Origin of the sequence: Streptomyces sp. NPDC051776, assembly GCF_040681345.1 — a bacterium.
Taxonomy (GTDB): Bacteria; Actinomycetota; Actinomycetes; order Streptomycetales; family Streptomycetaceae; genus Streptomyces.
Genome location: NZ_JBFAYQ010000024.1, coordinates 92,150 through 111,760, shown reverse-complemented (window position 1 = coordinate 111,760; position 19,611 = coordinate 92,150). Strand labels below are relative to the sequence as shown.

Sequence of the window (19,611 nt, the reverse complement as noted above, 5' to 3'; positions counted from 1 at the left end):
CAGCTTTCTGCACAGCTACAACCATCACCGGTGCCACACCGCACTCGGAGGCCACCCACCGATCAGCCGCGCAAACAACGCTCCAGGTCAATACACCTAGGGCGGCTCATCGACCGCAAGCCTGGCTCAGCAGAACATCGCCCAGCGCAGCAGACAGAACAACACCTGCAACAACCCCAACGAGTCGTCCATCACGGTGGAAGGCGGCCGGGTGGAGAGCCAGTGCTCGGACCGGGATTTCACCTTCAGCAAGTACACCTTCATCAAAGGCAGCGGCGCCCGAGCCGAAGGCGGCTCCAGCACAGCGAGCACCGCGCAAGAGCAGAACATTGCGCAAGAGGGACGCCAGAACAACACCTGCACAAACCTCAACAGCGCGATTCTCAATGTGACCGGGGGCGGGCGGATGGAGGGCCGGTGCAAGAACCGGGACCACTCACTCAGCAAGCACACCCTCATCAAGGGCGGGGGCGCCCGCTCCGAAGGCGGCTCCAGCACAGGCATCATCGCGCGACAGCAGTACATTGCGCAGGTGGGACGGCAGAACAACGCCTGCAACAACTTCAACAGCTCGGGCGACATCGATGTGACCGGGGGGCGGACGGAGGCCGGGTGCCAGAATCGGGACCACTCATTCAGCAAACACACCTACCTCAAGGGCGGCGGCGCTCACGCTGAAGGCGGCTCCAGCACGGGCGGCAGTGTGGAGCAGCAGAACCTTGCGCAGGAAGGCCGGCAGAACAACGCCTGCAACAACCTCAACAACGCGGCCGTCACGGTGGAAGGAAGTCGGTCGGGGGTGGGCTGCAAGACGGCGGATCACTCCGCCAACCTGCACACCGCGGACATCGGCGGCGGAGCCGAGGTCGAGGGCGGCTCGAGCACGGTGAGCCTGTTCCAGCAGAACATCGCCCAGGAGGGCCGGCTGAACAACACCTGCGCCAACCCCAACAACCTCACCCTCACCGCCACCGGCGGCTCCCGCAGCGCCACCCAATGTTCTGCCGTCGACCGCTCCACCAACATCGGATCGGTCAACCAGTAACCACACAAGCAACGAGGGCCGGGCTTTCCAGGTGGACCACCTGGGGAACGGTCCCGGAGTGGCTGAACGAAGCGATGCCGTGACCGGTTGATGTCACGAAGTGATGTCACGGGCACAAGAGGGCCCCCTCCAATGATCTTCGGAGGGGCTTTGCTCTGGTGGCCGAGATGGCCGAGATGGCCGAGGTGGCTGGCCGAGGTGGCTGGCCGAGGTGGCTGGCCGAGGTGGCAGCGGTGGCCGAGGTGGCTGGGGCCAGGGCCGAACTGGCGACCCCCGCTCTCCAGGTGGTGATGGGCCTGTCCGGCCCGGGCGGCGCGGTACGCGGCCGGGCCGGGCCGGGGCGCGGTTGGGCAGGGCCGGGGGTGGCTACTACCGGTGGACGGAGGCGATGGTCTTCGACGTGTCGACGGTCTGGCAATGGGCCCGGCTGCGGGCGCCGAAGGCGCTGACAGTTGCGTTGTTGGGGTTGCCGCAGGCGTTGTTCTGCCGACCCTCCTGGGCGGTGCTCTGCTGGAACAGGCTCGCCGTGCTCGAGCCGCCCTCCACGTCGGCGCCATCGCTGACCTCGGCGCTGCCCACGCTGCGGGAGCGGTCGTGGTGGGTGCAGTGGCTCTCCACCCGGCCGCCGTCCACACCGATGACGGAGGAGTTGGGGTTGGCGCAGGCGTTGTTCTGCCGGCCTTCCTGAGAAGTGTTCTGCTGGAACAACTCGGCGCTCGCACTGCCGCCGGTGGTGTGGGCGCCGTTGCTTTTCGTCAGGGTGTGGTGGTTGCGGGAGCGGTCGGTGCCGGCGCAGTGGCTTTCCACCCGGCCGCCTTCCGCGTCGATGTTGGAGGAGTTGAGGTTGGCGCAGGCGTTGTTCTGCCGACCCTCTTGAGCGGTGTTCTGCTGAGTCACGAAGCCGGCCGCACCGCCGCCGGCGGTATGGGCGCCGCCGCTCCTGGTCAGGGTGCGATGATTGAGGGAACGGTCGTGGGTGGTGCAGCGGCTCTCCGCGCTGCTGCCGGACGCGTTGATGCCGTTGCCGTCGAGGTGGTCGCAGGTGTTGTTCTGCCCACCCTCTTGGGCGGCGTTCTGCTGGGCCGCAACGATGCCGGCCGCACTGCCGCCGCCGGTGGCGTGGGCCCCGCTTCCTTCGGTCAGGGTGTGGTGGTTCCCGGAGCTGTCGTAAGTGCCGCAGTGGCTCTCCACCCGGCTGCCTTCCACATCGAAGACGGAGCCGTTGGAGTGGGCGCAATCGTTGTTCTGCCGGCCTTCCTGGGCGGTGTTCTGCTGAAGCAGGTCGGCGCCCGAACTGCCGCCCGCGGTGTGGGCGCCGCCGCCCTTGGCCAGCACGCGCTTGTTGACGGAGCTGTCGTGGCTGGCGCAGCGGCTTTCCGACCGGCCGCCGGCCACGTCGATGGCCGTGGCGTCGAGGTTGGCGCAGGTGTTGTTCTGCTTGCTCTCCTGGGCGGTGTTCTGCTGGAAAAACCTGCCGGCTGGGCTGGTACCGCCGGAGGCGGTGGCGCCGTGGCCGTCGGCGAAGGCGACCCCAGGCCCTGCGGATGCCAGTCCCGCCACTGCAAGGGCAACCAGCGTGGCTCTTCCGATCCGCGGCACCTGCACCGTTCCTCCTGGGGCGCTTCGGGGACGTGTGACCTCCTCAACGACGTCCCGCGCGGCTCGACATGGCCCGATCGAACGTGTCCTCCCGACGGGCGTACGGGCCTACGGGGTCCGGACCTGCACGGACAGCCGGGATCAGGGGATTCGCCGCCTGGGAGACGGGAGTTCTCCCGGCACAGCGGGCCCACCGGGCGCCCTGGCCACGAACGCGGCCGGGCGCGTATGCGAGATGGACAAGACCACGAGACCATCCGGCCCCTCTCGCGCGCATCCGGCATCGCTCGGGGATGGGCTTTCCGATCCCGTTGGCGTACGGGTTGGCACAGACACAGAAAACGGCCCTGACACGATCATGTGTCGGGGCCGTTTGCCCTGGTGAGGGCGACGGTGGCTGGGGCCGGGGTCGAACCGGCGACCTTCCGCTTTTCAGGCGGACGCTCGTACCAACTGAGCTACCCAGCCGCAGCGGTCCTGACGGGATTTGAACCCGCGGCCTCCACCTTGACAGGGTGGCGAGCACTCCAAACTGCTCCACAGGACCAAGAGCTTGTGCGAGGACCAGTCTCGCACAGGAGCTTGCGTGCCCCCAACGGGATTCGAACCCGAAATCGTTACCGTGCTGACCTGCGGAGATCCGCGAGAGCCGGGTAACGACGCCCGTTTGCGTCCCCCCTGAGTCCAGCTCGATCCTCCTCGATCCTGCCCCCGTGCTGACCTGTCAGCACGGGGCGGCATGCCGTTGTGATGGCAAATCTCAGGTCTCCGGGTGGCGCGACGCCCATGATCCCAGGATTCTGCGTCGATGTCGCGGTGTTCCGAAGCGTGATGGCGTGAAGTGATCGAGCGGCGGAGGGGAACCGGGGCGGCTGGCCTCGCCAGCAAGCAACTTGGATCTCACCATTGCCCGAGAGTGCGCCGAGCGCTGGGGCCTCAATCCGGCGACGTCCGGCAGGTGCCCCGCTCGATCCTGTCGACCGTGATCCCGTGACCGGCGCCATGCGCTACGACCGGGCGGCGGCCGACGCTTCCCGCGAGGAGCAATCCGGCCGGGGGCATCGCGCTGACCTGGCTGCGGCTATCGTTGCGCCCAGGCCTTCTTGCGCCTCACCAATGACCGCACGATTCCAGCCGAGCACCGCGCGCTGTGACACTGCTGTGGGAGGGGGCCTCCGAATCGGCAATGTTCTTGCTCTTGATGTACGCGATGTCGACCTTGACTGGCACGAAGTCAGCGTGGACTACCCCAAGTGTGACAGGGACGAGTGTCATGCTCCCGCAGAATTGAGCACGTTCTGCTCCCGCAGATTTGACCCCCTGAGGTTGGTTCAGTCGCGGTGTCTGCGGTTCTCCCTGGCGAGGAGTTCGCGGAGTTGACGGGTGCATCGGAGACGCTGGTTGGTGGGGACCTCGGCGTGGCGCACGAGGCGGTCGATCATGGCGGCTGCGACTACGTCGTCCCGTCTCACCGGTGAATCGGGCCCCGGGCGCTGCGGCCGACGGCGGACGAGAGACGGAGTAGCCGACCGCCACTGGGTACTGCTCTCGTGAAGCCTGCCGAACTGCCCGGTCCCCATGACAGACAGGCCGACGGCATGGGAGTACCGCGGGCTGATCAACCAGGAACGGGCGGCCCCTGGACAGTCGCCGGCACGTCCGGCTCGCGCCCGCCCATGTCCAGCCGGAACGGCGGGTACTCGTCGGTCATCAGGGCTGCGTAGGCGCTGACCCGCAGCACCCACCGGTCCAAGCCGACCACAAGGTCGAAGATCGACAGCGGGTAGCGACCGGTCACGGCGAGCACGATCACCGCGACCAGGGTGAGATAGCCGATGAGCCCGCCGTACCACCCCGACCAGTGGTATCCGCCGACGAAGAACCCGATGGCGATGTAGTGCGGGATGGCCAGCAGCCACCACTTCACCAGGACCAGGCCGCGGGAGAGCTGCTCCGGATAGACGATCTCCAGGTGGACCGGGTAGTCGGGCACGTCGGCAAGCGTGAAGGGCGGGTACTTGTCGGTTCCGAGCCCGGCGCGAGCGTAGTAGCTGACGCGCCAGTTCCACCGGAGGACGCCAACGTTGAAGTCGAAGACGGGTCGCGGATAGCGGCCGGTGAACAGGATGGCGAAGAACATGCCGATGGTCAGGATCACGAACGCAATCCAAAGGAAGACGAGCACGATGTAGTGCGGGACCGCGAGCAGCCACTTCACCAGCCAAAGCCATCGGGACAGCTGAGGGTCGAGCGCGGCTTCTACACGCACCGGGTAGGGGGCGGAAGTCACTTGGGATCATCTCCTTCGCCACCGCCCGGGCGAGGGGGAGACCGCCCGGGCCTGTGCCCGTTTGGATGCTGGCAAGGCAGCAATGTGGATGATGAGTCAGGACCCGGTCGGCTCCTGCGTTCGGGCGGCCGCATTTGTCCGGATGCGCCTGCGCAGATTCCGGGACTGCCGGGTCTGCATATTCCGGGACTGCCGGGTCTGCATGATGAGGTGGACCGGTTCCCAGAACACGAGGTCAACGGTCCGCATCAGAGGCTGCGGCCTGCTGCGGCCGCGCGTGCGGACTACCAGGCGGGTCGAGTCGGCTGTGGCCGGCTCGAGGTGGAATCCCCAGATCCCTTCGGAGTAGGCCCTCGCCGGGGGCCGGAGGAGCGGGTCGAACGGTCGGCCGGACGGCAGCTTCAGATCCGCCCGCAAGACCAGTGACCTTGGCGGATCCACCTTTGCCGCCGTGAACCAGGTCTCTCCGCTCGGCACGGTCTCGAGGTGCTGGCCCTCCTTCAGGTCCTGCCACTCCGGCACGATCTTCTTCGTACTCGGCCGACCGAAGTGGTCCAGCAGATCCCAGCTGTACCAGCCGGCCCGTTTGCAACCCATCTGCTGCAACCAGAGCCATACTTCCTCGGGCCGCGCAGGCAGGGTCGTGGCCATCGTCGACTGACCGTCGGCATACGGGATAAGATCGTCTCCCGGAAAGGTGCGGACCGCTTCGTCACGGGTCGCCCCCCAGCGAAGGGCCCGGGGCCGCACCACCGCGGCGTAGGCCGCTGTCGCGACTCCCAGGATCAGGGGGAGCCCTCTTCTCCAGAACGGTCCGTAGCCGCTCATAGTTCGAGCCTTCCACCAGCGAGCGCGGCCCGCCACTCATAGTTGCTCAGGGCGCGATGTCCAGCACATTCTGAACCGGGCGGCGTGGTGTACCGACCCCTTTGGGGACCGGAGTCGAGGCGTAGCACACCATCCGTAGCGTGCCGAAGATCGGGTCGCGCATTGGCGGGCGGTAGGCAAGGGATCTCTCAGTCGAGACAGATCTCGCAGCAGGTGGGGAAGCCTCCGGCTGAACCGGGGCGGCGACCGCGAGTTGAAACCGAGTGATGGACACGATCACCCTGATCAGGATGCGGCTGGACCCCTCCACGAAGACGTACGTCGCAGCCGCGTCAGCGAGGGCAAGACCCCCGTGACGCACAGGATGCCTCAAGCGCAACATCTGCCGCCAGATCTTCAAGATCCTCGAACGAAGGACCCAACCGGACCTGGAAGAGCTTCCTCACACTGTCAATTCGTCGGCGACCCCACCGCGGCCGGCTCCTCGAACTGGGTCCGGCGCAGCTCCGCGTAGCGCCCGTCCGCGGACAGGAGTTCCTCGTGTGTGCCGCGCTCCACGATGCGGCCGGACTCGACGACCAGGATGGCGTCCGCCGATCGGATCGTGCTCAGGCGGTGGGCGATGACGATGGCCGTCCGGCCCTCCAGGGCTTCGGTCAGGGCCTCCTGGACGGCCGCCTCCGACGTGTTGTCCAGGTGGGCGGTGGCTTCGTCGAGGATGACCACGCGCTGGCGGGCCAGCAGCAGTCGGGCGATGGTCATGCGCTGGCGTTCGCCTCCGGAGAGGCGGTAACCGCGTTCGCCGACCACCGTGTCCAGGCCGTCGGGGAGGGAGCGGACGACCTCGGCGAGGCGGGCCCGGGTCAGGGCGTCCCAGAGTTCGGATTCCGTCGCCCCGGGGCGGGCCAGGAGAAGGTTGGCCCGGACCGTGTCGTGGAAGAGGTGGCCGTCCTGCGTGACCATGCCCACCGTGGCGCGAACGGAGGCGGCGGTCAGGTCGCGGACGTCCGCCCCGGACAGACGGACGGCGCCCTCGTCCACGTCGTACAGGCGGGGCAGGAGAGCGGCGATCGTGGACTTCCCGGCGCCGGAGGAGCCGACGAGAGCGACCGTCTGGCCCGGTTCCACCCGGAACGAGACCCCGTGCAGGATCTCGGTGCTCTCGCGGGCGTCAAGGGTCGCCACCTCCTCCAGGGATGCCAGAGAGACCTTGTCCGCCGACGGGTAGGCGAAGCGGACGTTCTCGAACTCCACGGACACCGGGCCCTCGGGGACCGTGCGCGCCTCCGGTTCCGGCTTCTCCTCGATCAGCGGCTTCAGGTCAAGGACCTCGAACACTCGCTCAAAGCTCACCGTCGCGCTCATCACCTCCACCCGGGCTCCGGCGAGGGCCGTGAGCGGGGCGTACAGCCTGGTCAGGAGCAGGGCCAGGGAGACCACCGCGCCGGGCTCCAGGGAGCCGCGCAAGGCGAACCAGCCGCCCAGGCCGTAGACCAGGGCCAGGGCGAGGGAGGACACCAGGGCCAGGGCGGTCATGAATACCGTCTGGGAGGTGGCAGTCCGAATGCCGATGTCCCGGACCCGGGCGGCGCGGGCCGCGAACTCCGCCGACTCCTCCTCCGGGCGGCCGAACAGCTTGACCAGGGTGGCGCCGGGGGCCGAGAAGCGCTCGGTCATCCGGGTGCCCATCGCCGCGTTCAGCGCGGCCGCCTCGCGCTGCATCCGGGCCATCCGGCGGCCCATCCGCCGGGCCGGGACGACGAACACCGGAAGCAGCACCAGGGCGAGCAGGGTGATCTGCCAGGACAGGCTGAGCATGACGGCGAGCGTCAGCAGCAGTGTGACCACGTTGCTGACCACGCCCGAGAGCGTTCTGCTGAACGCCCGCTGCGCGCCGATCACGTCGTTGTTCAGGCGGCTCACCAGCGCCCCGGTGCGGGTGCGCGTGAAGAACGCCACCTGCATGCGCTGAACATGGTCGAAGACCGCTGTCCTCAGGTCGTGGATGAGCCCCTCCCCGAGCGTGGCCGACAGCCGTCGGCCGAAGATGCCGAGCCCCGCCTCGGCCACCGCGATCAGCGCGATCAGCAGGGCCAGGCGCAGCACCCTGCCCTGGTCGCCGTGCGTCACGATCGCGTCCACCACGCGGCCGGCCAGCACCGGCGTCGCGACGGCGAGGAGCGCGGTCACCACGCCGAGCAGGACGAACCAGACGATACGGCGGCGGTGCGGGCGGGCGAACGCCGCGATACGGCGCAGCGTCGCACGGGCGAAGGGACGGTGTTCCTGCTGCGCGGTCATCACGCTGTGCAGCTTCCAGGCGGTGGTCTCCATGCTCATGGAGAGCAACCTAATTCCCGCCAAAACATTCTCAATAAGATGAGGCCGGTGTTGAGCAAAGCGGCGAGCCGCTGACCCTACAGCAATGCAAAAGTGCGAAGCTTGAGATCAATCGAGGAGGTTCCATGAACAACCCTGTTATGACCATCCCCCTGGCTCTGTCCCGTCGGCGGGCAGCGGTAAGAGGATGCTTGCCCCTGCTTTGCTTGGCACCGCTTTTGGGTGTCGCTGGTGTGGGTCCCGCCTCTGCCGCACCTTTGCCACGTGCGGCGGTCACCATGCCGGTGGCAGACCTGGCCAGGCCTGCCACTCAGGTTGCTCCAGCAGGAAACCGCAAGGAGAAATGTTCAGTGGGGACCCTGCATGGCCTATACGCCGGCAACCTCTCCGGTAGCTCCGGCACCCGGGGGCCAAGCGCCGCTCAGGTACTGGTCGACTTTAATGGCGACGGCACCGGCAAGGTTGAGATGACCTACACGAATGAGGCTTCTGAGGAGGAGAGGTTCACTCACGATCTCGCCTACACCTTGGACGGTGACTGCACGGGCATGATCAGGCTACTGGAGAGCGTTGGAGAACAGCAGTGGCAGATCGCGGTCACGTCGAGTGGCGAAAAGGTGCATATCATCAGGACAAACCCCCCGGGACGAGTCTACGTCGGTCAAATCGAGAGTGTCTCACGGCCTACCGGCGGCTGCTCTGAGCAGGGGCGGGGACCAGGCCGCTGACGAGGGGCCCATAGTGCGGGTCCTTTTCCGTGCCCCCTTCAAGACCTCGACAGGCTCGGGCCAGGCAAACAAGTTTCTTGCCGCACGGGACAACGCAGCAGGGTCGACTCCCATCACCACAGTCGCCCAGCCAGTCTTTGAAGTCGGCGTGTTGTTTCTTCCGCGGGCCCTTACCGACTGCATCACCCGTTCGCCGAGATCGTCGCTCTCGACCGCATCGACAAAGCGGCCGTGCACGACCTCGATCTCGCCAGAAGGCTCATCGTGGATGCAGTCCATGGCCTCGTCGAACGGTACGTACGGGTACCTGCCGAGCATTGACGCCGCACGAGATGCGGCCCTCTGAAAGAAGGGGAATCACATTATGCCGGAAAGGCTTCTGTCTGATAGCCAGATCCGAATCGACCACGGCCGACTCCAGCGAACTGGTGTAGCCGAAGCCGTCTATGCCCCGGGGAAAACCCCCCAGCAGTGCGCGCTAGCCGTCGCCGATCTGTTCGCAGGATCCGATGAGGGCCCCGTCATCCTCTCCCGGGCGGATCCGGATCAGGCGCAGGCGGCCGCTTCTCACAACACCGGCGCAGCGGAACTGGTGCTCGACAGCGGCCCGGCAGGGCTCAGGACACTCGTATGGCGTCCGCGTCCGAGCCGGGCCGGCGCCGCCCTTGTCTTGACAGCGGGCACCGGGGACCTCGTGGTCGCCCGCGAATCGGCTGTTGTCCTGGAGGCATACGGGTACGCCCCGAACATCGTCGCGGACGTCGGCGTTGCGGGACTGCATCGTGTGCTGGCACAACAGGAAGTGATTGCTTCCGCAGACATTGTGATCGTCGTTGCAGGTATGGAAGGCGCGCTGGCCAGCGTCGTCACCGGTATGACAAGGGCTCCCGTCATCGCGGTCCCGACCAGTACGGGCTACGGCGTGAGTCTCGACGGAGTGACTGCACTGCTTGCCATGCTGGCGTCGTGCAGCCCAGGTATCACAGTCGTCGGCATTGACAACGGCTTCGGTGCCGGATGCGCAGCGGTTCGATTCCTCAGCGGAATGCGAGGACAACAATGACCTTGGAACCCGCTCTCCAGGCAAAACTTGATCGCCTTGAGATTGGACTGCAACAACTCGGCTCGGTTCTCGTCGCATTCTCCGGCGGCGCCGATTCGGCCCTGCTCCTCGCAGCCGCGGCACGGTCCCTGGGGCCTTCCCGCGTGACCGCAGCGACTGCGGTCAGTCCGTCCCTGCCGCAGACCGAACTGGCCGACGCACGCGACTTCGCCGCGTTTTTGAACGTCGCTCACCACGCTCCCCGGACGGCCGAGCTCCAGCGCATCGGCTACGTGGACAACGGCCGCGACCGGTGCTTTCACTGCAAGGCAGAGCTGCTGTCCGTCCTTGGACCACTCGCCGAAAAGCTGCAGCTGAAGCACGTCGCAACAGGCACCAATGCCGACGATCTGGCAGACAGGTTCCGGCCCGGCATCCAAGCGGCCCGCGTCGCGGGGGCCGTCACACCTCTTGCCGATGCGGGGCTGTCCAAGGCTGAGGTGCGTGCCATCTCCCGCGAGTGGAACCTGCCCACAGCAGACAAGCCCGCAGCCGCCTGTCTGTCCAGCCGCGTCGCCTACGGGATCCAAATTACGCGGCACACGCTGGAGCGGATCGAGCGTGCCGAGCACGGCCTGCGCCGCGTGATGCTCGATGCTGGACTCAACGTGAAGAACCTGCGGGTTCGCGACCTTGGCGGCCACGCCAAGGTGGAAGTCGACAGTCATCTCGTCGAAGCGCTGACTGCTCGCTCCGATCTCCTGGCCGCGGTCGCCGACTACGACACGGTCGAAGTCGATCCACGTGGCTTCCGCTCCGGCTCCATGAACGAGGTCCCGTGACTCGCGTCGGATGGCTCGACGCCAGCAGCGGGATCAGCGGCGACATGCTGCTAGGCGCGCTCATCGACGCAGGCGTGCCACTACATGTCATCCAGGACGCGATCAATTCGCTGCCGCTTCCCGAGCGCATCAGACTCTCCGTCGAGCAGGTCACGCGAAACGCACTCGCCGCGGCGCACGTGCACGTCAGAGTGCCGGAAACACACCACCACCGCAAACTACCCGACATCCTGACGCTCCTCGAAGGCGTCGACGACGACGTGCGGGACTCCGCCTCCGCGACCTTCATTCGCCTGGCTGAGGCCGAAGCGCGCGTCCACCGCAGCGTCCCGGAAGAAGTACACTTCCACGAGGTCGGGGCGCTCGACAGCATCGCTGACATCGTGGGTGCCGCAGCCGGGATACGGTGGCTCGCGCTCGACCAACTCGTCTGCTCGCCAATCGCAGTCGGCGGTGGCCGCGTTCAGGCCGCGCACGGCTCCATCCCGGTGCCAGTGCCAGCCGTCGCCGAGCTACTGGCCGTCGCGGGAGCGCCCGCTTTCGCAGGGCCAGCAAACCGCGAACTCGCCACTCCGACGGGAGTTGCCCTGGCTGTCACCTTTGCGGACAGCTTCGGTGCGATGCCGGCTCTGACATTGAAGCGGACCGGCACGGGTGCTGGCAGCTGGGATCCGTGCGGCCACGCGAACGTGCTCCGCCTCCTCATCGGCGAAGCGTCCAACGAACCTGCTAAAGACACCAGGGCCCCCACAGGGGCAATCGTCCTGGAAGTGAACCGTTCCGACTTTCCTGCCGGTGTTTTGCTGGCCGGTGATCAGTCGGCCGAGGGTTCTGTGTCAGCGTAGTGTTCTGTCTCGTACTCGGTGGGGCTGATCATGCCCAGACTGGAGTGCAGGCGGCGATTGTTGTACCACTCCTCCCAGGAGGCGTTGGCGTACTCGACGTCGGGACCGTTCTCCAGTGCCCGTCGTGGAAGACCTTGGTGCGTATGCACTCGCCTTCTAGAGGCCGTCGATCGTCTCCATCAGCGCGTTGTCGTCGCCGACGCTGCCGATCGACGGGTTGATGCCTTCGATGCGCAGGTGCTCGGTGAAGCGCACGCCGGTGTATTGCGATCCGGCGTCGCTGCGGTGGATGAACTGGTCGCGTGCGACGGGGTTGCTCCCGTGCGCGCGTCGACAGAGTGCCATCCGCAGCGGTACGTCGACCAGCTCCATGTCCCGCCTGATGGAGGCGTCCCAGCTGACGATCTTCTGGGAGAGCGCAGTCGACGATGAACGCGACGTAGGGGAAGGACTGGTGGGTGCGCACATAGGTGAAGTCGGTGATCCACTTCCGGTTCGGGGCCTCGCCGGTGAAGTCGCGGTCCAGCAGGTCCACGGCCCGCGTGTCGGCCGGGTTCGGGATCGCGCACCCGGGTCTTCGCCCGCGCACCACGCCGTTGGGGCCGAGCGAGCGCATCGCGCGGTCGACGGCCCCGAACCGGCGTCGGGCAGGAGGGTGCGGCGGATGAGAGCCAGCATTTTGCGCCGGCCGTAGAGCCCCTCGGGAGCAAGCACATGCTCGCCGGCCGCGGTAGTGGTGAAGTCCAGCCGGCGGACGGCGTCCTCGACGAGGGCGTTACTTGCGGTCTGGCCGCGGGCTGGTTGCCGGGAGGGGGGCGGGGCGCACCACGCCCCGAAGGTTCGTGCCGCGATCTTCAGTCCTGCCTGATTCAGGACGATGAGGAGCGACTCGACGGCATGCCCAGCGGCCCGCGTCTGATCGACGAAGGCGGCGATCAGGGGTTTCGGGGGTCGAGCTCCCCCACGAAGAAAATCGTCGCGGACATCAGCACCTCGTTGATCTCGCGAAGGCGCTTGTTCTCCTCCGGCAGCCTGCGCAGTTCTTCTCGCTCGTCCGTCCTCACACCCGCGACCTGGCCTGCGTCGATCTCGTGCTGCGTCCCCCAGCGCCGCACCGACTCCCGGGAGACACCGAGCGACTCCGCGACCTGGACGCGCAGTGCACGTTCCGAGCAGTACCCCGAACGGTGCTCTGTCTCCAGCCGCACGGCCTGGCTACGAAAGGCTGCGTCAATCCTCTTGGGCACGTGCCCCATCCTCTCTGCTGGCTCACAACGGAGCGGCAGAGAAGTTGGAATGGTTCACACCGGCCACCGACGGGCTCCGTTGGTTCCGTAACCTTCCATGCTCGACGTCCCGCATGAGCTGGTCGAGCGTGTCTCCTGGCTCACCTACGCCCGGAGGTGTGAATTGAACTCGCCGTGGCGGAAGCTGGGTTGCTTCGAGCAGGCTCTGCTCGTCCTGATCCACCTACGGAAGAACGAGACGCTCGCCCAGGTAGGAGCAGGATTCGGGGTGTCTCAAAAAGACGCCATGGCGGTACGTGGACGAGACCCTCGAGGTCCTGGCCACCCGGGCGCCGGGCCTCCACGAGGCCCTGATGGGTCTGGGCGAGGATGACTTCGTCATCGTCGACGGCACTTGGGCCGGTGCGAGACAGGGGCGACATCGCGGCCCCCCGCTTTCAGGCCCTCACCGAGATCCGCCCGCCGCGACAGCCTGCCCGACATTACTTGGCCGTCGACCGGAGTGTAAGAAAGAGAGTAGTCGGCTTACAAACGCGGCATAGTCATTCGGTCCGACGATGCTCCATCATCGCACTCCAGCCAAAGTTCACGCCAGATCAGGTTGCACAGCAGCCGAGGTCAGCGGCTCAATACTCAGCCCTGGAGATGTGACATGCAGAGGAAATACTCGCTCGCAAATGTAGTGGTCGCCGGCGCACTGGCGACAGTCGGGTCACTCGTTGCGCCAACATCAGCCCATGCCGCATACAACGACCTGACCCAGCTGGACAGGAACTACCTGTCGATGCCCGAATTCGCGCGCGCGAAAGAATTCTGCGAAAGGAACGGCTACAAAGGTGGCTACAATGCGTGCCACGTCTCGTCGTTCATAGAAGAAAGCCGCGAAGAGCTCCCGGTCGCGGAGCGGATGAAGCATGCAACCAAAGTCATGACGCCGGACAAGAACTGTAGCCGCGGAGGCGGAGATCAAACCTACGCCACATCCGAGGGGTATATGGTCAGCAAAACCCTCACCGAGGGTGGAAGCAGAAGCGTAACGGCGACCATCAACTACGGCATCGCGACCAAGGGTGGATTCACCGGCGGAGGATCCCTCGCCGTTTCCGTCGAGAAAAACTGGTCAACGTCGTATGGATACACATACACCAAGAACCAGACCCGCAGCATCACGGTTAAGCCTGGGTACGAGGGCTGGCTTCAGTGGGAGCCCAATGTTGCCAGGGTCCATGGAATTGTGTGGGTCACGATTGGCGTCAACCATGAAGCATTCAAGCCGGGGATGTACGCATTCCCGGTAGACTTCGAGGGAGATGTCCCATTCCTGAACAGCCCCGAAGGGAATACCGGAAACTTCGTCTACCGGGACAAGGTGGCGGATTGCGGACCGAACTTCGTCGTATGATTCAGAAGCCTGCCGCTATGTGGAAGGCCCTCGTGCAGCTGCCAGGGCGTGGGTTCAGGACCTGCTGTTCTGCCACGTCTACGGCCGAGGTCTCAGCGCCGACCAGTTCATCGCCGGCTGGCTCTACTCCTTCATCGCTGCCCTGGAGGCCGGGCGCACGCCGTGGACGGCCGTGTGGAACGCGATCCGGCTGGGCCCGGCCGACGATGCCACGGCGGTGACCGCCGCCCGGCTGCGCGATGTCGTCGTCCGACTCGTGCACGCCGGGCAGTGCGCCGGGTGATGCGGACATCCTCCTCGTGGCCGAATCGCCGTTCAAGCAGAACCTGGGCTGGATCGTCCCCAAGGTCCGCGTCCGGCGCACCGCCGACCTGTGGACCTGGCTAATCATCGCCACCCACACCCAACTCCGCCTCGCCCGCCCTTTGCGGAGGGCCTCCGCTGCTCCCGGGAGCGGCTGGCGGAAGCTCGTCGGCTCACCCCCCGCCCGGGGCCGCCGGGGGCTCCGCCACATCCGCGCGAAGGCCGATCGTCGACGCAAAGCCTTGATGGCCTCGCACACCGCCGTTCAGGTGAACTGAGGGACCTGAAGCGCCGGGCCGATCTCGCGTGGGAGAAACGCAGCTCCGCGCCGCCAGACGTGCACTGGCCAAGGCCTTTGGCTGCGCAAGTCACTGGCCGGCCGCCAGGTGGCTGCGGAGGTGCGCGGTACATGCCTCCTCATGAGTCGGCCGACGGGTGTGACTGTCGCTCCACCAGCAGTTACGGCCTGCGACAGGTGGCTTCGTAGCCTGCCCGGCGGGTGCACCCGGAGGCGGGGACGCGCGGCTCACCGCTGGGCCACCTGGTGGGTGCACACGGTGCCGTCAGCGTGGAGCGGAGTGCTGGAAGCACAGACCACAGCACTACGCCGGCGACCACCGCTTGGCCTACCCCGCACCGTGCAGACCGGGCTCTCGTGCCCCAGGCGAGCGCCCAAAGGTCTTGCCGACTCCTGGTCCCATTGCCTCTCGGGAGGGAAAGATCCTTTTGGGCACGCTGCTTGAGCTGCGGCGGGCGACATTGGGCGACCGGCGCCCCGCAGGAGGTGCAAGAGTGCGACTGAGGTGGCCTAATGAGCGTGAGGCGATGTTACGCAATGGCATGACCGCCCGGGCGTCTGCGAGGTGAAGAGGGTCCCCGCCAGCCCTACTGGCGCGGAGGGGCCTTCTGTCAGAGCACCTCTTTCACGAAGGGAATGAGTAGTGATGACGGTTACCGATGACTACCTGTCAAACAATCGGGAGTACGCTTCCTCGCACAGAGGTCCGTTGCCTTTGCCCCCATCCCGGCATGTGGCGGTGGTGGCCTGTATGGACGCCCGCTTGAATGTCTATGCCCTGCTCGGCCTCAAGGAAGGCGAGGCACATGTGATCCGCAATGCGGGGGGCGTAGTCACGGACGATGTGATTCGCTCACTGTCTATCAGCCAGCATCTGCTGGGAACAAATGAGATCGCCCTCGTGCACCATTCCGATTGCGGCATGCTCACTTTTAAGAACGACGCCTTCACGCAGCAGCTTGCCGACGAGAACGGCATGAAACCGCCATGGTCTCCGGAGGCGTTCGATGATCTCGAGCAAGATGTGCGGCAGTCCATCGGGCGTATCCGGTCAAGTCCGTTCGTTCCGCACACTGAATCGGTACGCGGTTTCGTTTTTGACGTCAGCACGGGCCTGCTCAACGAGGTCCGATAGCCGGGGGCGCATGTCAGCCATCCCTCCAAGCTGCTGCGTCGTCCGCCCAGCTCCATCGCCCTGATCTCCGGCACCCGAAGCCTGTCGCTGCAGTTCATGGACGCGGCTTGCCACATATTCTCGTGGACCCCGCGACTTGGTGGCCACAGCCTCGCCTGTCGGCAGCCCTCGGCAGCTGCTGGTATGGAAGCTCATGACGGCGTACGCCGTCGGCATCATCATGTTCACGCCCCGTGGGCAACACCGACGGCCCTGTGTCCTCCCCGTCAGCCGCGTTACCGATCAGCGGCAATGGGCACGGCGAAGATCGCAATCGCCACCTGCTCGCTCGTTTGGCGCGCCAGCCCATGAGGCCGCTCTGGCACCGCTGTACTCGTGGTGCCGTCTCGACGTGGGCACTGGATGACCATTTCCCTGCCCGACCGTTTGTCACAGGCGGTGCTTTGCCGGCATCGGACCGAAGGCCGGCTCACGTACCAAGGCCGGGTCCTGGAGGAACCAGGGCCGGCGGTTTGCTTCGTGGAATGGGCCGCTGTCAGGCCCCCCATCTTCCGCTTCCGAAGCCCGCCCCAAGCCCTCCTCGTATCCGCTGGTATTGCTCGGCGCAACCCGACTCGTCGTTACGCGGAAGCGGCTGGAAGCCAGGACGGTCACCGTTCAGAGGAGGGGCACGTCCGCCACATGGCGCCGCCCGTGCAGGGCGAGCCCCCGGTATGGGGATGTTGCCGCGGATCGATCGTTGCAAGTGCCGGGGAGGGCAGTAGGTCATGGAGGGGGCCCCTCCCCTGCGTCAGCTCCACGCTAAATAGACCGTTTTGGCATGCCTTCGTGTCCTGTCATCCACCCAGATCCGTAGCCGCTGCGGCCCACCCTCGAGTCTTTGCAATGTGGGCAACCAAGCTCCCACCTGCCTCCAGCGACTGCCGTGTGCATAAATGGATCATTTCACTGAATCTACGCCCGGTCCCACGCCACAGGGCATGGTTATGTCAGTCCTAGTGGCCAGGCGCGGCCCAGTGCGTTGCGGCAGCACCAATCGGCATTGTGGCTCACTCCGGCAGGCACCTACGTTGCTGACCGCCAGCAGCAAAACAATCATCGGACGGCCGTGCGGCTAGTGATCAAGGCTTGCCCCATCACTGACCGGATGCGAGATGCATTCGCCTGTTCGCACGTCCGGCCCCGTCCGCTTCAGGTCCTGAGGGGAGCGTGCCGAGGTGTCTGTCACCCTGCAAGACGTGCTCTTCCTCCCGGCTTTTCAGTCAGGGTCACCCGAAGTGGTGGCCGGTGCCGACCGGCTCGGGCAATTGGTGCAGTGGGTTCACTGCACTGATGCGGTCGACGCAGCGCAGGCACTGCGAGGCGGTGAGTTGCTGTTGACGACCGGTGCTGGGTTCCCTGAGAGGCTGACGGCGCTTTCGGAGTACATTCAAGGACTGGCGATTGCGGGGGCATGCGGGCTTGTGGTGCAGCTGGAGGACACTTCTTCCCCTGCCCTGCTGCAACAAATGGCACGTGCTGCACAACTGTGCCGCTTTCCGCTCATCACCCTCCACCAACGTGTGCGATGCACGGATATTGCAAAGGAAGTGAATGACCTGGTCGTGGAGGAAAGACTCGAGCTGCTGAATGCCAGCGATGCCGTGCACCGGACGTTCAATGAACTAGCGCTCGAAGGAGCTGATCCCTCGGAGGTCGTCCGGGAAATGGCCCGGATGTCACAGTCCCCCGTGGTGCTGGAGAACCTTGCCCATCAGATCCTTGCCTGCGACAGCGCCGGGGACAGCCCGCGTGAGCTCATCAGCAACTGGGAGGGCCGGTCGCGCCAGATAGAGTCGAATGCTCGTATCGCATACGACGAGCAGTCGGGTTGGGCGACGGCCGTGGTCGGCGCACGCGGCAGCGACTGGGGGCGGCTGCTGATGCTCCTGCCCGCTCAGCTCGAGGAGAACGCCGGGGGCTTCGTTGACGCCTGCCTGCTGATTCTGGAACGGGGGGCTTCCACCCTGGCGCTGAACAGGCTCACCATGCGCAACCTTGGGAGTTTGGAGCGGCAGATGCACAGCTCGATTCTGGCCGCCCTCTGTGCGCACTCGCGCACGCTTGAAGACATCTCGCTGCGGGCCGGCGCACTGGGCGTGCCCTTGGAAGGGAACGAACTTGTCGGCGTTGTCATCAGGCAGCCATGGCTCCAGCACAGAAGCGGCCCCTCACCCGCACTGACGGAGTACGTGGCAGCGGTCGTACGTGATCTCCATCTGACGGCACTCGTGGGAGACTTGGGAGACAGGACCGTCGGGCTCCTGATCGCCCTGGACCCCGGTGACTCCGATGAGCACATCCTCAACCTCCTGAGCGCAAAATTGCGCAGGCCTCCGGTGCCCAGCAGGACGTCGGCGTCAGAGGCGTTTCCGCACAAGGACAGCGAAGAACTTCTCGTAGCGGCGGGTCCGAAGGCCGACGGACTTCACGACGCCCGGCGCAGTCTTCTGGAAGCGGTCAAAGCTGCCGACACAGCTATGCATATGCAAAAGAGGGGCCGTGCCCAGCGCGTCGAGCCACCCCGGACGTATCACCGTTTGCCTGACGCTCATTTGAGAGGCCTTTTGTACCTGCTTCGGAACGACCCGCGGGTACAGGCGTATGTAGAGCACGAGATAGGACCACTGCTGGCCTACGATGCACGGCATCAGACACATTTGACTGAAGTTCTGGCCTCCTACCTGAACCACGGCTGCAACAAAACAGCCGCAGCTGAGGCATCCTGCATGTCCCGCCCCTCTTTCTACGAGCGGCTGAACAGGATCAAGCGCATTCTCGCTGCAGACCTCGGTGACCCGCAAACACGCCTGGCACTGCAGGTCGCGATCCAAGCACGCGAGACCATGGCGCGCTAACCGGTAACGCACGTACCCCACCGCAAGATCGTGCTTCACCGCGGTGTCGGGACCTCGCCCCGGCTTACGGCGCCCGCGAGGCGTTCAGCCTCGCCCGGACATGGAGAGGCTTGGCGCCCGTCCCGTACGTCAAGACAGGCCTGCATCGACGGTAACGCCCGGTCCACCTTGGAGAAGGTCCGGTCATGCGTCACCGGCTCTCGCATTCCAGCACGACGCGGTGATCCAACTTCCGTGCGCACCTTCCGTTGTCTTGCCGGTTCTGCGTCTTGTTGTGCCTGGCGAAGCAGTTGTCATCTCTGGTGTCAGGGGGTGAGACCACCTGGTGTGGGACCGTCTACTCTCGGCTGCCTGTGGAGAGGAGTGGACGGACGCAAGAGCGTGGTGCAATGGGGACAACCGCTGTTGTCCATGGGTTTTCGCAGTTCGTAGGCTTGGGCGGTATACCGAACATTCCACCCTGCCGTCCCGCCGCAGATGCCTCGCTCCCCAATGATCCACCGGCGTGCGGCGATTACGGGCTGCACATAGTGGCCACCCTGTGCCAGGACCTTCGTTGCTACCCTGACCAACTGGGCGGTAAAACGGTCCGTCCTGTCATTGCACCACAGTGCACGTAGGGAACACACATCGGATCCCTAATGACCTCTGCCTCTCGTCGCGCAGACGACGCGGCAAGCCGAAAGCACGCGTGGCGCTGCGTGGGGCGCTGCGCCTACAGCGGGTGCGGGGCCCTGGCGGAAGCGTGGACGCCACCGGGGAACGGCATG

The 19,611-nt window shown here is 65.8% G+C and carries 14 protein-coding genes, 2 tRNA genes and 3 pseudogenes; 11 read left to right on the top strand and 8 right to left on the bottom strand.

Annotation, left to right across the window (positions count from 1 at the left end):
* Positions 1–211: 211 nt before the first annotated feature.
* Positions 212–1,045 (top strand): hypothetical protein, encoded by an 834-nt coding sequence (locus AB0M26_RS19765; protein WP_365262669.1) that lies wholly within the window; start codon positions 212–214, stop codon positions 1,043–1,045.
* 369 nt (positions 1,046–1,414) lie between these two features.
* Here AB0M26_RS19765 and AB0M26_RS19760 read toward each other — a convergent pair whose 3' ends face one another.
* The 7 genes from AB0M26_RS19760 to AB0M26_RS19730 all read right to left on the bottom strand — a co-directional run bounded on the left by AB0M26_RS19760 (position 1,415) and on the right by AB0M26_RS19730 (position 8,096).
* Entirely contained in the window at positions 1,415–2,644 is a 1,230-nt protein-coding gene (locus AB0M26_RS19760; RefSeq protein ID WP_365262667.1) for a hypothetical protein, read from the bottom strand.
* Positions 2,645–3,038: 394 nt separating this feature from the next.
* Positions 3,039–3,112 (bottom strand) — tRNA-Phe (locus AB0M26_RS19755).
* A gap of 4 nt (positions 3,113–3,116) precedes the next feature.
* Positions 3,117–3,191, bottom strand: a tRNA-Asp gene (locus AB0M26_RS19750).
* Between the two features lie 784 nt (positions 3,192–3,975).
* Positions 3,976–4,116: a hypothetical protein gene (locus AB0M26_RS19745; protein WP_365262664.1), complete on the bottom strand. Its 141-nt coding sequence runs from the start codon at positions 4,114–4,116 to the stop codon at positions 3,976–3,978.
* Between the two features lie 146 nt (positions 4,117–4,262).
* Positions 4,263–4,934 (bottom strand): DUF4389 domain-containing protein, encoded by a 672-nt coding sequence (locus tag AB0M26_RS19740; RefSeq protein ID WP_365262661.1) that lies wholly within the window; start codon positions 4,932–4,934, stop codon positions 4,263–4,265.
* 96 nt (positions 4,935–5,030) lie between these two features.
* Complete coding sequence (locus AB0M26_RS19735) at positions 5,031–5,762, bottom strand: hypothetical protein (RefSeq protein ID WP_365262658.1); 732 nt, start codon at positions 5,760–5,762, stop codon at positions 5,031–5,033.
* 450 nt (positions 5,763–6,212) lie between these two features.
* Positions 6,213–8,096: an ABC transporter ATP-binding protein gene (locus AB0M26_RS19730; protein ID WP_365262687.1), complete on the bottom strand. Its 1,884-nt coding sequence runs from the start codon at positions 8,094–8,096 to the stop codon at positions 6,213–6,215.
* Between the two features lie 356 nt (positions 8,097–8,452).
* On the opposite strand from AB0M26_RS19730, the gene AB0M26_RS19725 reads away from it, so the two are divergent.
* From AB0M26_RS19725 to AB0M26_RS19710, 4 genes are all read left to right on the top strand, one after another.
* Positions 8,453–8,830 (top strand): hypothetical protein, encoded by a 378-nt coding sequence (locus AB0M26_RS19725; RefSeq protein ID WP_365262655.1) that lies wholly within the window; start codon positions 8,453–8,455, stop codon positions 8,828–8,830.
* A 364-nt stretch (positions 8,831–9,194) separates the two neighbouring features.
* The gene (gene larB / locus AB0M26_RS19720) at positions 9,195–9,893 is read left to right on the top strand and encodes a nickel pincer cofactor biosynthesis protein LarB (RefSeq protein WP_365262652.1); all 699 of its coding nucleotides are present in this window, start codon (positions 9,195–9,197) and stop codon (positions 9,891–9,893) included.
* Positions 9,890–10,714 (top strand): ATP-dependent sacrificial sulfur transferase LarE, encoded by an 825-nt coding sequence (larE, locus tag AB0M26_RS19715; RefSeq protein ID WP_365262649.1) that lies wholly within the window; start codon positions 9,890–9,892, stop codon positions 10,712–10,714. The genes larB and larE overlap by 4 nt, the downstream gene beginning before the upstream one ends.
* Positions 10,711–11,559: a LarC family nickel insertion protein gene (locus tag AB0M26_RS19710; protein WP_365262647.1), complete on the top strand. Its 849-nt coding sequence runs from the start codon at positions 10,711–10,713 to the stop codon at positions 11,557–11,559. The genes larE and AB0M26_RS19710 overlap by 4 nt, the downstream gene beginning before the upstream one ends.
* On the opposite strand, the pseudogene AB0M26_RS19705 reads toward AB0M26_RS19710, so the two are convergent.
* A pseudogene (locus AB0M26_RS19705) lies at positions 11,529–12,806 on the bottom strand (IS3 family transposase). The gene AB0M26_RS19710 and the pseudogene AB0M26_RS19705 sit on opposite strands and share 31 nt — an antisense overlap.
* A gap of 97 nt (positions 12,807–12,903) precedes the next feature.
* Here AB0M26_RS19705 and AB0M26_RS19700 point away from each other — a divergent pair.
* The 6 genes and pseudogenes from AB0M26_RS19700 to AB0M26_RS19675 form a co-directional block, all read left to right on the top strand.
* Positions 12,904–13,201, top strand: a pseudogene (locus tag AB0M26_RS19700) (transposase family protein); the annotation flags it as partial.
* A gap of 257 nt (positions 13,202–13,458) precedes the next feature.
* The gene (locus AB0M26_RS19695; protein ID WP_365262644.1) at positions 13,459–14,208 is read left to right on the top strand and encodes a hypothetical protein; all 750 of its coding nucleotides are present in this window, start codon (positions 13,459–13,461) and stop codon (positions 14,206–14,208) included.
* 58 nt (positions 14,209–14,266) lie between these two features.
* Positions 14,267–14,479: pseudogene (locus AB0M26_RS19690) on the top strand (transposase); the annotation flags it as partial.
* A 28-nt stretch (positions 14,480–14,507) separates the two neighbouring features.
* Positions 14,508–14,789, top strand: coding sequence for a hypothetical protein (locus AB0M26_RS19685; RefSeq protein WP_365262641.1), 282 nt, complete (start codon positions 14,508–14,510; stop codon positions 14,787–14,789).
* 666 nt (positions 14,790–15,455) lie between these two features.
* On the top strand, positions 15,456–15,944 hold the full coding sequence (locus AB0M26_RS19680) for a carbonic anhydrase (protein WP_365262638.1): 489 nt from the start codon (positions 15,456–15,458) through the stop codon (positions 15,942–15,944).
* A 1,217-nt stretch (positions 15,945–17,161) separates the two neighbouring features.
* Complete coding sequence (locus AB0M26_RS19675) at positions 17,162–18,841, top strand: PucR family transcriptional regulator ligand-binding domain-containing protein (protein WP_365262635.1); 1,680 nt, start codon at positions 17,162–17,164, stop codon at positions 18,839–18,841.
* The last annotated feature ends 770 nt before the right edge of the window (positions 18,842–19,611 follow it).

Coding starts and splice junctions, on each gene's coding strand:
- larE (WP_365262649.1), top strand. CDS start 9,890: ATGACCTTGGAACCCGCTCTCCAGGCAAAACTTGATCGCCTTGAGATT.
- AB0M26_RS19735 (WP_365262658.1), bottom strand. CDS start 5,762: ATGAGCGGCTACGGACCGTTCTGGAGAAGAGGGCTCCCCCTGATCCTG.
- AB0M26_RS19730 (WP_365262687.1), bottom strand. CDS start 8,096: ATGGAGACCACCGCCTGGAAGCTGCACAGCGTGATGACCGCGCAGCAG.
- AB0M26_RS19695 (WP_365262644.1), top strand. CDS start 13,459: ATGCAGAGGAAATACTCGCTCGCAAATGTAGTGGTCGCCGGCGCACTG.
- AB0M26_RS19680 (WP_365262638.1), top strand. CDS start 15,456: ATGACGGTTACCGATGACTACCTGTCAAACAATCGGGAGTACGCTTCC.
- larB (WP_365262652.1), top strand. CDS start 9,195: ATGCCGGAAAGGCTTCTGTCTGATAGCCAGATCCGAATCGACCACGGC.